This is a genomic window from Neobacillus niacini (genome assembly GCF_030817695.1).
GTDB lineage: Bacteria > Bacillota > Bacilli > Bacillales > Cytobacillaceae > Neobacillus > Neobacillus niacini_F.
The window spans coordinates 707,654-721,658 of record NZ_JAUSZQ010000003.1 but is presented as its reverse complement, the minus strand read 5'-3'; the positions used below and the strand labels follow the sequence as shown (position 1 = coordinate 721,658).

Genomic DNA, 14,005 nt, shown 5'->3' with positions numbered 1-14,005 from the left:
TACCAATCCTTCTTATTCAAATTTATATCTTCTTTCAATCCCTTTAAAAATAAAGGTGAGAACGAGTGTCATAATGAGATATATCAAACCAGCTACGAAAAACGGAACAATCGTAAAGTCACGGTTTACAGCAGTTTGAGCATAATGCAGCAGCTCAGGAACGGCAACTGCATAGAGCAGGGCAGTGTCTTTAACGAGTGTTACTGATTCATTCGCTATAGCCGGTAATGTGACCCGAACCATTTGCGGTAAAATAATCCTTGTTGTTGTCTGCCATTTACTTAAACCAAGAACCTTAGAAGCCTCATATTGTCCTTTATCAATGGCTAAAAGACCGCCGCGGAAAATTTCAGCGAAGTACGCCGCATAGTTTAATACAAATCCTATACATGCTGCCACGAATCGATCAAAAACTAAATATTCTCCGACCACTGGCAGCATTGGGAGCCCGAAACAAATCAATAATAATTGCAGTAATAGCGGGGTACCCCTCATTACGTAAATATAGCCCTCTGCAAGTAAGGATAAAGGCTTTAAACTGCTTTTTACAGCAAGGGTCAGCAGAAAACCAAGTGGCACGGAGACGATAATCGCAATGAAAAACAAAAGAACGGTCATCTGTGCCCCTTCTAGCATAGGTATAAGAATAGATGTGAAATATTCTAAAGACATGGTAATTCCTCCAAAAACAAAACAGGGTTCCCATTAGGAAATCCTGTTTGCCTTATATTCATTCTTATTTTAGTACTTTATCTTCACCAAACCAAGTTTTTGAGATTTCTGCAGCTGTTCCGTCCTCATTCATTTCATCAAGTGCCTTTTGGAGCTTTTCAAGTAACTCTTCATTTCCTTTTTTAACACCAATTCCGTATTCTTCAGGAGCAAGTGACTCTTCAAGTACCTTAAATGTTTCTGCCTCTTTCGTCATGTAATAATTGATAACAATTTCATCAATGACTACTGCGTCCAAACGACCACTCTTTAAGTCTGTTAAAGCCTGTACATTATCAGCAAATTCAGTTACTGTCTTTACTTTTTCTTTAATCGGTGAAGCGTTCAGTGCGTCAGAAGCTGAAGATAGTGATTGCAATCCAACTACTTTACCTTCTAAATCATCAAGTTTCGTGAGCTCTGAATCAGCTAGAGTAACAATTACCTGTGCATTCTTTAAATATGGTTTTGTGAATAGGACCTTTTCTTTCCGTTCATCGGTAATCGTGTATCCATTCCAAATAAGGTCAATTCTTCCACTGCTAAGCTCTGCTTCTTTTGTTTTCCAGTCGATTGGCTGGAAAGTAACTTCTGTTCCCATCTTTTCTGCTGCTGCTTTAGCGTAATCAATATCAAAACCTACGATATTGTTATCCTCATCACGGAATCCCATTGGCGCAAATTTATCATCGATTCCAATAACAAGCTTATCTTCCTCTTTACTTGTTGATGTTGAACACCCAGTAAAAATGACAAGTGCTGCAGCTACCATTAGGATCATCGTAACTAATCGTTTTTTCATTTGTATATACCCCTTTTATATAATTTAATTTCACTTTAGTACGTTACCATATTATCATACTACAACATTATAACACTATAATATTATCTATTTCAACATAATAATAAATAGGAGCCTATTTTTTAAAAATAGACCCCCCTCGTTAATATTTTCCAAATCATATGATCTTGCCCTTGCCCCCAATAATCTCTTAGTAAATAATTAGGTTCACCATATTTCTTTTTCCAGATAGTTTGAGCATTTTTGAAACCGCTATCGAGACAGAATTCTACGATTCCCCGAGCTTTTAAGGTATGAATCAATTCAGCTAGCAGCTTGTTCCCGATCCCCTGTCTTTGATGATCAGGGTGTACAAATACCGTTCCTACTTCAACCAGATTCCCCAGTTTCCCATTCGTACAGTCTTGAATCAGTTTACTAGCGGGACCGTATTCTATGGTTCCGATAATTTTATTTTCAGCCAAAGCTATTAAAAAATACCTTTTCTCACCCTTGCTATCCATATCCAATTGCAAATACCTTTTCTTACTATTAATCTCAGCTTCAATATCGCCAATTAACCCCGCTAGTCCTTCTCTTTCAAAGGTATCGGTAATGACAATCCTAAAAAATGTATGCAGCTCTGCCATATCATCGGTTCTAGGTCTCCTTATCTCGACTTTTTGCATCCGAAAGCCTCCTGCATCACGTTGACATATTTTTTTGAACACGGATTTTATTTACCACAAAAAGTCTAGGTATTGATCGTTTCTTCCCCAATTTCTGCTTCTCTTCCAAACAGTCTGGCATAGACACCATTGCTATTTTCGAGTAAATCCGCGTGTCCGCCTTGTTCGGCAATTTTTCCATTTTCTAAAACAATAATCTTGTCTGCAGAGAGAACTGTAGAAAGTCGGTGAGAGATAATAAGAATGGTTTGTTTCTTACCGGATTTCAAAACCGACTCATTGATTTTCGTTTCCGTAATAGGATCGAGGGCAGAACTTGCTTCATCAAGAATAAGAATTGGCGCATTTTTAATAATCGCTCTAGCCAGCGATAAGCGCTGCTTTTGTCCTCCAGAAAGTAGGCTTCCTCGTTCTCCGACTTTTGTATTCAAACCTTCTGGCAGACTTTCCACTAGTTCATCCAGACCGCTGTCATGCAAGGCTTTCAGTAATTCTTCATCCGTGGCATCCGGCTTACCAATTCTTAAGTTATCCGCCAAAGAACCGTTCCGTAATTGAACATCCTGGGTCACAATTGCCATTTGTGACCGCAGCCACGCTGTATCCCATTCAGTAATGTTTCTTCCATCCACTTCAATCTGACCACTTTTTGTTTCATATAACCTAAAAAGCAAATCCACGATGGTAGATTTTCCTGAACCACTTGGGCCAACCAAAGCTACTTTTTCACCTGCTTGAATATCAAACGTAACACCTGATAGAACGTTTTCTTCTTTTTCTGGATAAGCAAACGTTACGTCTTTCAATCTAATACTGCCGCTTGCCCTTTCACCTCGAATGCCTTCCTTGATTTCAGCTTCCGCGGGCAGGTACGAGAGAAGAATATCTGAACGGTCCAGCGCCGGACCTGTTCTTCTAACAGAAAGCCAGTTACGCAGCAATCGCTGCATTTCGTTGGCAGCAATGGTAACTAATCCTCCTGCCGTCAGCATTTGTCCGCTTGTCAAATTATCGTTCCAAATTAATAATGTACTAATTAAGTAGACAATTCCCAAGGCGAAGCCATTATAGCTGGAAATGACCACCACAGACTGCATCCTAGCCTTTAATTCTTTAATTGAATGCTTTACGAAAGAGTTTCGGATGGCAATAACACTTTCCACTTCATTTTCAGAGACTCCCATTACTCGTGATAAATGGATTCCCGTAACGGATTCTCTCAGTCTTTCAAGGTACCTAGAAGCCTCTTGTCTCGCGTCAGCAGAGGCAGCTCTCGTCCGGACCCCGACATAGTTGGAGGTCCAATAAAAGATCACACCTAGAACCACACTGGTAATCATCAAATAAGGATGAATCCAAAGGAGTACCAGGCTATAAATGAAAACCCCCTGAACGCTTACCATGAAGGTGGAACCTTCCCAGGCAAGAAAATTGTGGAGCGTATCCGGGTCATCCGAGACTCTTGCCAGCAGTTCACCAGATGAATTGTTATGGTAAAAAGAGTATGGCAGGATCTGCAAATGACTAAACAGACGCAGCTTTTGCCAATTGGTTACTGTCTTTGCTGTTTGATGGCAAAAATATTCATCAATGACCATCATGACTAAATCAAATATCGCAGAAAAAATTAATAACCACATTAATCCCCACAGCCAGGAGTGGTTTTCATTCGGAATGATTGTATCCACAAGCCAGCTAAGCGCTAATGTTGGGATTAAAGCTGAAAAAACCTGACTAATCGCAATAACAACTGAATCGGCAATGACCCACTTTTTATATGGCCTTAAAAATGCCAAAACCCTGCGGCCATCACGATTTTTATTTTGATGGGAGACAGTGTCTACACTCATCCAATCATCTCCTTTTCCAGCTCACTATATTGGGCTTTGTATAATTCATAATACTGCCCTCTTAATGCCAGCAGTTCTTCGTGTGTTCCTTCTTCCGCAACCATGCCCTGGTCTAAAAGGAGGATTTTATCTGCATTCCTGACCGTGATAAGCCGGTGGGCAATGGTGATGGTCGTTCTGCCAGGAATTAATTGTTCCAGAGCTTCCTGAACCTTTTCTTCCGTTTCACCATCTAAGGAGGATGTGGCTTCATCAAAGATTAATACTGGCGGCTGGCGCAGGATGGCTCTAGCAAGTGCGACCCTTTGCCTTTGACCCCCGGATAGCTTTAATCCTCTCTCGCCGACCACTGTTTCGTACTTATCTTCCAAGGACTGTATTAATTGTGTTAACCCCGCAGCTTCTACTGCTCTATCTAATTCTTCTTGAGTTGCATCCTTTTTTCCATATAAAAGATTATTGCGAAGCGTACTGTTTAATAGAAACGTTTCCTGAGAAACAACTCCTACCTGCTGCCTAAAGCTGTTTCGGTTGTAGTCAAAGAGATTCTTTCCATCTATAAGAACAGACCCTTTCTCAGGTTCATATAAACCAAGGAGAATTTGTATCAGTGTACTCTTCCCTCCTCCGCTTGTACCCACAATACCAATGTGATTCCCTTGTTCCATTGAGAGCGAAACGCCTTTAAGAATTTTTTTATCGCTTCCTGGATAAGTGAACCAGATGTTATCTAAGTTTATATTTCCCTCTATCACACCAAAGGATGGCAGATGTTCTTCATGTTCTTCCGGTAAATCAAAATATTCATAGATTCTCTGTAGAGCCGGAATGGCCTGTTGGATGGTTAAAGCGTTTTCAGCCAACGAGCGGACTGGCAAAAACATGATGGGAATAAAGTTAAGGCATGCAATCAAGGTTCCAATCGTAAGATTGCCTTTCCAGATGGAAAATCCCCCGATTAACATAACAACACCGGGAGTTGCGATATTGAATAAATTCCCTAGCCGCCAATTGACCTTTCCAATTAACGCTGCACGAATGGAGTAGTTTTTCCATTCTGTCTGTTTTCTGCTGGGTTTCAATTTCCTTTTTTTGCGTTTGAAATGTCCTTACAAGCCTAGTACTTTCAATACTTTCCTGTAAATGCTGATACATATCTGCGCTCATATCTCTTTGTACAGCGCTCATTTTTCTCATTGTTTTTCCGAGCTTAAATGAAGGAAAAATATAAATAGCAAATACAACAAACATTACAATTGCAGCTGGCCAATACAAAGCAAATACCGCTGAAAATGCAGCAACTGCACCGATTACCTGCTGTAAAATTCGTGGAACCACCGTATTATTTAAGTTTTGAATAGATTCGACATCATGAGTTAACCGGTATAACATATCTCCTCTTGGTGTCGTTGTAAAAAAAGACATCGGTGTCCGATGAAGCTTTTTAAAAGCTCGAATCTGCATATCAGTTATTAAATCGAGACCGATTTTCACCTGTACAAACTCCTGCAAGGTTTCAAACAAGGACTTACCTAGGAAAGCGACTAGAACCCCTGCCACAATCCATAGCAAAAAAGTTGTATCCCGTGCTCCAATTACCTCATCTACTAATTTCCCAGCCAATATAGGAGGCAAAATCGTGAATGCTCCGCCAATTAATGAAAAAGTAAGAGCAAACAGCAATTTCCTCCAATATGGTTTAAAATGACCCAATGTTGTTTTTAATAAATTCATAATTTTCCCCCTCACCGAGATATTATTTTATTACAAATTTTAGAAATTTTCATTACTATTTAAAAAAATTTTTTCTAAATAATATTTCATCTTATACCGCCGCAAAAAAGGTAACAGCCCTTGGGTTGTTACCTTTTTTGTGTATGATATTTTAATGATCTCGGTGGACAATATAATTTAATAAATGCCTTAGAAAAGCAGTATTTCGCGGAACCTCTTGCAGGGTTTCCATGGCCAGGCAATAATGTTCCCACATTGCCTTTTTAGCACCATCTAATCCTAAAATTGATACAAAGGTAGAATTATTATTTTCTGCATCTTTTCCGATTGATTTTCCAAGAGTATTTAAATCGCCTTCAACATCCAGCAAGTCATCTTTAATTTGAAAAGCGATTCCGGTATGATAGGCGTATTTTTTCAACGCCTGCATTTCCAAGTCTTTTGCGTTTGCAAGAATAGCAGGCATAATGAGAGCAGCTTCAAAGGCGATTCCGGTTTTATAAAAACACAACATATTCAATTGATCCAGTGTTAATGGTTTACCTCGCGAGCCTAAGTCCATCGCCTGCCCTTTACACATTTCTGCCGTCATTTGTGCAGAATATTGAATCAAGCTAAGCACCGTTTTCGAATCAAAATCGTTAAGCGATGCTTGTTCTTCAATGGCCTTCTGGGTAAGAAAAAGTCCCGTTAATTCGGCGATTGCATTGTTGTAAACCATGTGGAGAGTGGAACGCCCTCTGCGGAGAGAAGCATTATCTTGGGATGGCAGATCATCAAAGATTAAGGACGCAGTATGCATAAATTCCAATGATCGTAACAACGGAACAATGGCTGACTGACTTAATCCGTATTCGTTTATACCCATAATCCACGTAATGATAGGCCTCAGCCGTTTTCCATCGCCTTCAAGACTATAGTTTGCTGCATCGGTAATCGGTTCTTTCAACAAAGGTGTACTTTCATCTTTAGGGATAGGTAAAAGGTCGTTGATTTGTTCTCGTACACTTTCAATACTCTCTTGAAATTCTTCTTGTTCTTTACGTTCATTTTTAAGATTGGTAATCATATAATCCCGGAGAAGTTTATCAAAAAAATCAACATCATCCGCTTTGCTGACCATTTTTTGAATTACTGCATTAAATTTGAGATTCCCAGAAGCAAATAATTCCATTACTTCATCGTACTTTTTTGTACCCACACGTTCTTTAAATCTTTTTAATCCATTTATTGCACGATTTAAAATGACTTCACGTGCCTTTTTATCTGAATGATAAACATGATGAATTAAATTGGAAATGACACTCCAATATAGTTCAAATGGATTTATAAGGTCCACACGCTTTTTATGATATTTAAAATAATACGTATAGGGTGTTACTGCACCATTTTCCAAGTCTTCAAACATATCTGCAAAGTCATCCGCAAGTTGGTTGTAGATACCATAATAAAAGGTTCGATTGTCAAAGCCCTCATCTTCATCGGCTGTAATGACGGAGCGGACAATTAATCGTGATGAGGCAGATTTTAGAATAACGGGAATATACAGCTCTTCATTACTGTATTTTTCATTTAATAGATCCTTTTTACGGTCCACTTCCTGTGATTGAAAAAATACATACGATTGTTCAAAAAATGATTTTATTGTCTCCGGCCGCTGCTCCGCTTTAATATATTCAAATCCTTCTCGAAGCTCCGAATGAATAAACGTGATCAAATCTTTGTTCTTTTCATCCCAATTACCGCCCAATTTTGGCACTGCTCCAGTAGTAAGTGTGGTACGAATTAAATTGGAATATTGTTTTTTCTCTTTAGGGGATAAGACTTTGGAATCTAGAAGGTCATCAATGAATGGATAGGTCAAACCATAGGCATAGCCTAACCGAATGGCTCTATCAAGTCTTTGAGCACGTACTTCAGGCTGGGTTTTATCACCCATTTCTTCAATCTCGTGCATAATGACTCCAGCTATAATTTTAATTAGCTTACGCTGGGCATGATTCGCATCCATCCCTTGAGGAATATGATTAGCTACCGTCTTTAGTTTGTTCATTACCCAGATAATCGTCAATTCAATGGATTCCTGCTGGGCCCATCTGTACAACCAAGCCATGGAGAAAAGCTCATTCCTATTTTCACGTTTTTCTCTGGGTTGAGTAAGATTGTTTTTTAAACTGTTAACTACACTTTGAATCCTTGTCTGTGTCTCATTTGAATCCAGTGCTTTTCCTAAATCACGCATATAAATATAAGAAATGCTCCTATCCAAGTAATTATCCAATTTCCCTGTATAATCCAGCCATTGAAGATAACTATGATACTCAAAGGAAGTCGGCTTTCTCTTTCTGTGAGAAAGAAAAGTTACTAATGAATGATGGTGAATATGGTTGTGCTTCCAGGATTGTATATCTCTCGTTAGAGTAGAAACATAGCTTTTTTGCATAACTTGCTGATATAATGATTTAAAATAATCACTTGCCTTTTGCTCAGCCATACCATAGCATGTATTTTTATTTATTAATAAAGCTTCATTCATTCGACATTACCTCTGCTTCATGTTACTTAGTATGTATGTTATATGATACTATCAAAATTAATACTTATTATACTATTTTATATTCTATCTTTCCGAAAATTATATATTTCTTTTATTTACAAAATTTGCTAACGAAAAAAATTCCCTTAGGTTTCAACTTAAGGGAATTTTTTTATTAGTGCTATCATTTTACGTTCCGCAAAAGGTTCGGTAAGGCTGGGTTGAATTAGCTGGCAGCATACAATACTCCTCTTGCTCTGGGGTGTGTGCATAAGGGTTGGCGAGCACATTAAGCAGCCGTTCCATTACGCTGTAGTCTCCATTTTCTTCTGCTGCTTCAAGAGCTTCTTCAACCCGATGGTTCCGCGGAATCACAGCAGGATTACTATTCCTCATTAATTGAATGGAGGCTTCCTTCGATTCCTCCTGCCTCCCTAATCTTGCCTTCCACCGATCAAGCCACTGAGTGAATTCTGTTTTCCCTTGCAGAATGGTTTCTTCCGGTTTCTCCAAAGTTAATGCTCTGAAAGTGTTGGTATAATCTGCACCATGCTTCCGCATTAAATCTAAAAGATCTTTAATAAGGGATTTATCTTGTTCCTCCTCATTAAATAATCCTAATTTTGCTCTCATTCCTTCGAGCCAATTCGTTTCAAAAAGGTGAGCAAAGTCGGAGAGCTTATCTTGTGCAAGTGTAACTGCCTCCTCCTGATTCTCATGCAACAGCGGTAACAGCGCTTCAGCTAACCGTGCTAAATTCCAGACACCAATATTTGGTTGATTACCATAAGCATACCGACCTTCTCTATCAATAGAACTAAACACAGTAGCAGGGTCATAGGTATCCATGAAGGCACAAGGACCATAATCGATGGTTTCTCCACTAATCGTCATGTTGTCAGTGTTCATCACCCCGTGAATAAAGCCAACCAACTGCCATTTCGTAATCAACATCGCTTGACGTTTAATCACTTCCTGAAGGAATGTAAGGTATTTGTTCCCGTCGTCTTCAATTTTAGGATAATGGCGTTTTATTGCATAGTCTGCCAGCGTCCTTAGTTCCTCTTCGCTTCCCCATCTTGCTGCATATTGAAAGGTTCCTACACGGAGATGACTAGCAGCCACACGAGTTAAAATAGCACCGGGCAAATAGGATTCGCGGGCTATTTCTTCACCAGTTGTTACCACCGCTAAACTGCGAGTGGTAGGAATACCTAAACCATGCATGGCTTCCGAGATAATATATTCACGCAGCATTGGTCCAAGTGCAGCTCGGCCATCACCTCCACGTGAGTAGGGAGTTCTTCCTGAACCCTTAAGCTGAATATCAAATCGTTCACCGGTTGGTGTGATCTGTTCTCCGAGAAGTACAGCCCGCCCGTCGCCTAACATTGTAAAATGTCCAAATTGATGTCCGGCATAAGCTTGAGCAAGTGGTGAAGCCCCATCAGGTATTTTGTTACCCGCAAACAGTGCCGCCCCATCTTCACTATGTAACGCTTCTCCGTTCAAACCTAGTGCTGCTGCCAATGGTTTATTAAAAACAGCTATTTTTGGTGAACGTACGGGTGTTGGGTTCTGTGCGGTAAAAAAAGTTTTCGGCAAACGAGTATAACTATTTTCAAAATTCCATCCTGTTTCACTTAATTCCTGTGTCATCGTATCCTCTTTTCTTTTTTTAATTTCTATTTAGTTTATCCTCTAACCTTATTATAGTATCCTGCCACAAATCCATTAATAATTTTTTGTAAATAGAAGTGGTGTATTGGGACTTGATATGTTGACCGTCAAATTATAGGATTAATCTACAAGTAAATATCTCAAAAGAAAGGGTGATTAATATATTGGAGAAAAAAATCGGGGTTATTGATATTGGATCAAACACGATTAGATTGGTGATTTATGAATGGACCCAATCAAGAAGAAATTTCAGGGAAATACAGAATATAAAAGTAACAGCCAGATTACGCTCCTACTTGAATAGTAGTCAATCACTAAGCGATGAAGGCATAAACTTATTAATCGATACTCTTCAAAGCTTTCAGACGATGATACGTCATTATGAATTAGCGGAAGTTATTTGTGTAGCTACCGCTGCGATTAGACAATCAGCAAATAGGGAAGAGATTCTGCGAATACTTCATGAGAAGACAAGCTTTTCCATTAATCTGTTGAGTGAATATGAAGAAGCATATTATGGTTATCTATCTGTGATTCATTCTACAAATATAAAAGAAGGAATCACAATTGATATGGGAGGCGCAAGCACTGAAATTACATATTTCCATGATAGTAAGCTTGTACATTATCATAGTTTCCCATTTGGTTCATTGTCTTTAAAGCTTCAGTTTGTTGCAGGAAGTATCCCAACTGCAAAAGAACGTGAACAAATCCGCCAGTTCCTCCTGCCTTACTTCCAGAGTCTTCCATGGTTACGTGGTAAACATATTCCGGTTATTGCTATGGGCGGTAGTGCTCGAAATGCAGCTAGGATTCATCAGAATTTTATCAAATATCCCCTAACTGGGCTGCATCAGTATGAAATGAATAAATTGGAGCTTTTAGAGATAAAGGAGAATCTGGAGGATTTATCTTTTACGGATTTGCAAAAGGTAGAAGGACTTTCCAAGGAGCGCTCAACTACGATTTTGCCTGCTTTCGAATTATTCGATATTTTGTTTAACATTAGTGGTGCAACAAAATTTGTTTTTAGTTTGAAAGGATTAAGAGAAGGTATCCTTTATCAAAAGATGAACGATGAAAATGACGATTCCCTTCCATTAGCAGAGGCAAGTATGAAGGAGCTTATCCAAGAATTCCGTATTGCTCCTCCAACTGTAAATCAATTAATAAAATTAGCAGGTTTATTCTATTCGCAAGCAGCTTCGATCGTTGGAGAAGGAACTTATTTTAATGAGGATGATTTTGAATTATTAATGAGAGGTGCACAAACCTTCCACTTGGGACGATATGGTGAAGAAGATTCTAGCAGTGCAGCCTTTTATGTGTTAGCAAATCGAACGATAATGGGACTCTCACATAGAGAACGAGTGAAATTAGCCTTAGTGGCTTCTTATAAAGGAAAGGGCACTTTTCAAAAATATTTACAACCAGTAAAGAATTGGTTTTCGAAAGAGGAACAAAGAAAGTTGTGTATTATAGGCGCCATTTTAAAATTAGCTAAAAGTCTGGATTCAACCCAGAAAAACGTTGTAGAAGATTTTGTTATAACTGCTGATGGAAATAGTTGGAACATCAACATTCAATGTCAGAAATACTTTAAATTTGAGGAATACCAATTTGAAAAACAGAAAAAACATTTAGAGAAGTTATTAAAAATCTCAATAATTTCCCGCTTTCATTTAATCTAATCGTCTCCTTAATTTACATAAAATTTACACAATATTAATTTTTCCTTAACTATATTTTGGTATTTTTAAATGTAATGTAATTTTTGGCACTGTAAAAAGGAGCTGTAATCAAAGTGGAAACATCGAGTAAAGAGACTAACTTAGAAGACCATTCTTATTATAATAATCGAGAATTAAGCTGGTTAGATTTCAATTACAGGGTTTTGGAAGAGGCTATGGATCGACGCAATGCATTACTTGAGAGATACAAATTTTTGGCTATATTCAGCTCTAACTTAGATGAATTTTTCATGGTACGGGTTGCAGGGCTGCTTGACCAAATAAAGGCCGGCTTCAACAGACCAGAAAATAAGGCTGGATTAACTCCAAGTGAACAGCTCGCTGCAATTTCTAAGATCACTCATCAGCTAATTGCGAAACAAGATCAAACCTACTTACATGAGCTTACCCCTCAATTGGCAAAAGAAAAAGTGAAAATATTGTCTATAGTAGAATTACATGTTGGTGATTTATTTTTCTTAGAAAATCTTTTTGATGAGCAGCTTTTCCCCGTTTTGACACCTATGGCGATTGATGCTTATCGTCCATTTCCCGCGTTATTAAATAGGTCGCTAAACTTAGCAATTGTTATTGGAGAAAAGAATAATGCGCAACCTAGTTTCGACAAAATGGCCATTGTCCAAGTTCCTTCTACTATAAAGCGATACATTGAGCTCCCATCTAAAAAAGGGGAAAGATTTTTTGTTCTCCTTGAAGAAGTAATTTCTCACTTTATACATAAATTATTTATTGGTTTTCAAGTCATTTCAGTAACACCATTCCGTATCACAAGAAATGCTGATTTAACCATTCATGAAGATGAAGCCGAGGACTTATTGCTAGAGATTGAAGAAGAGCTTAAAAAGCGTAAGTGGGGATCAACGGTTAGATTAGAGGTCCAGAGCGATTCCCACGACAAGCGGGTAATTGACTTTTTAATGGAGGAATTAGAAATCCATCATAATGATGTGTATTTTGCAAAAGCACCCCTTGATTTGACGTTTCTATTTTCTTTTTATAAAACCGTTCAGGAAACTCACGAACACTTAGCGGAGGCTACATATATTCCACAGCCTCCTCGAGATTTAATAGAAGAGAAAGATATCTTTGTCAAAGCTCTTGAACATGATGTTTTCTTCCATCATCCATACGAATCTTTTGTGCCCATTGTCGATTTTATTTCACAGGCTGCAGATGATCCGGACGTCTTAGCTATAAAGCAGACACTTTACCGGGTAAGCGGTAATTCTCCTATTATAAAAAGTCTAGAAAGGGCTGCTGAAAACGGGAAACAAGTAACAGTCCTTGTAGAGTTAAAAGCTAGATTTGATGAAAAGAATAATGTCCAGTGGGCAAAGGAGTTAGAAAAAGCAGGTTGTCACGTCATTTATGGTATGACCCATTTAAAAATCCATAGTAAAATTACACTTGTTGTCCGGCGTAAAAAAGGAAAAATTGAAAGGTTTGTTCATTTAGGGACAGGCAATTATAATGACGCCACCGCCAGGATCTATACGGATATGGGTATCATAACTACTGATGAAAAAATTGGGATCGATGCCACAAACTTTTTTAATTACCTTAGTGGTCATATGGAAAAACCACATTACGAACATTTAATTGTTTCCCCCTTTGACATAAGGGATAAATTCTTTGAACTGATTGATCAGGAAATTTCTTATCATAAGCAATTTGGAAATGGATATATCATTGCAAAAATGAATTCTCTTACTGATAAAAAGATCATTATGAAATTTTATGAGGCGTCCAATGCAGGGGTTAAGATTGACCTAATCGTACGAGGAGTTTGTTGTTTGCGTCCGGGAGTTAAAAATGTAAGTGAAAACATTAGAGTTAGAAGTATAGTCGGCACTTTTTTAGAGCATACCCGAATCTATGGCTTTCATCATAATGGGGACAAAAAGGTATTTTTATCTTCCGCTGATTTGATGACACGAAACATGGAAAATCGTGTTGAAATTTTATTTCCAATATTGAACAACGAAATAAAACAGAGAATTTATAAATCCATTGAACTTATGCTGGCAGACAATGTAAAAGCGCGTGAACAAGAGGCTTCAGGTCATTATCACTATGTACAAAGAAAAGAAGATGAAATCGAAGTTAATAGTCAACATTTGTTATGTGAAATGGCTTATCATGCAAGGAAATCTGAAATACATGAAAACAAATCAGTACACGATCTAAAACAAAAAATAGTAAGGTTTGGCAGTTTATCAATAACTGGCTTAAAGAAACTATATAAATCAAAATCTTAATAGTACGAATAGAGC

General features: G+C 38.2%; 10 protein-coding genes. 2 read left to right on the top strand and 8 right to left on the bottom strand.

Translation table 11 applies throughout. The annotated features are described in order from the left end of the window. Positions 1-12: 12 nt before the first annotated feature. From QFZ28_RS26990 to QFZ28_RS26955, 8 genes are all read right to left on the bottom strand, one after another. A complete protein-coding gene (locus QFZ28_RS26990) occupies positions 13-672 on the bottom strand; it encodes an amino acid ABC transporter permease (RefSeq protein ID WP_307197705.1) in 660 nt (219 codons plus the stop codon). A gap of 64 nt (positions 673-736) precedes the next feature. Beyond that, the gene (locus QFZ28_RS26985; RefSeq protein WP_307197704.1) at positions 737-1,513 is read right to left on the bottom strand and encodes an amino acid ABC transporter substrate-binding protein; all 777 of its coding nucleotides are present in this window, start codon (positions 1,511-1,513) and stop codon (positions 737-739) included. Between the two features lie 122 nt (positions 1,514-1,635). Then, the gene (locus QFZ28_RS26980) at positions 1,636-2,181 is read right to left on the bottom strand and encodes a GNAT family N-acetyltransferase (RefSeq protein ID WP_307197703.1); all 546 of its coding nucleotides are present in this window, start codon (positions 2,179-2,181) and stop codon (positions 1,636-1,638) included. Between the two features lie 65 nt (positions 2,182-2,246). Next, positions 2,247-4,031, bottom strand: a complete 1,785-nt coding sequence (locus tag QFZ28_RS26975) for an ABC transporter ATP-binding protein (protein WP_307197702.1) — start codon at positions 4,029-4,031, stop codon at positions 2,247-2,249. Beyond that, complete coding sequence (locus QFZ28_RS26970) at positions 4,028-4,996, bottom strand: ABC transporter ATP-binding protein (RefSeq protein ID WP_307197701.1); 969 nt, start codon at positions 4,994-4,996, stop codon at positions 4,028-4,030. Before QFZ28_RS26970 ends, QFZ28_RS26975 begins: the two co-directional genes overlap by 4 nt. Next, positions 4,929-5,765: an ABC transporter ATP-binding protein gene (locus QFZ28_RS26965; protein WP_307197700.1), complete on the bottom strand. Its 837-nt coding sequence runs from the start codon at positions 5,763-5,765 to the stop codon at positions 4,929-4,931. The genes QFZ28_RS26970 and QFZ28_RS26965 overlap by 68 nt, the downstream gene beginning before the upstream one ends. Positions 5,766-5,916: 151 nt before the next feature. Beyond that, the gene (locus QFZ28_RS26960) at positions 5,917-8,301 is read right to left on the bottom strand and encodes a polyprenyl synthetase family protein (RefSeq protein WP_307197699.1); all 2,385 of its coding nucleotides are present in this window, start codon (positions 8,299-8,301) and stop codon (positions 5,917-5,919) included. A 189-nt stretch (positions 8,302-8,490) separates the two neighbouring features. Beyond that, positions 8,491-9,960, bottom strand: coding sequence for a protein adenylyltransferase SelO (locus tag QFZ28_RS26955; RefSeq protein ID WP_307197698.1), 1,470 nt, complete (start codon positions 9,958-9,960; stop codon positions 8,491-8,493). Between the two features lie 185 nt (positions 9,961-10,145). Here QFZ28_RS26955 and QFZ28_RS26950 point away from each other — a divergent pair, with 185 nt between their 5' ends. Both QFZ28_RS26950 and QFZ28_RS26945 read left to right on the top strand, forming a co-directional pair. Further along, the gene (locus tag QFZ28_RS26950) at positions 10,146-11,672 is read left to right on the top strand and encodes a Ppx/GppA family phosphatase (protein WP_307197697.1); all 1,527 of its coding nucleotides are present in this window, start codon (positions 10,146-10,148) and stop codon (positions 11,670-11,672) included. A gap of 107 nt (positions 11,673-11,779) precedes the next feature. Further along, entirely contained in the window at positions 11,780-13,990 is a 2,211-nt protein-coding gene (locus QFZ28_RS26945) for an RNA degradosome polyphosphate kinase (protein ID WP_307197775.1), read from the top strand. Positions 13,991-14,005: the final 15 nt, after the last annotated feature.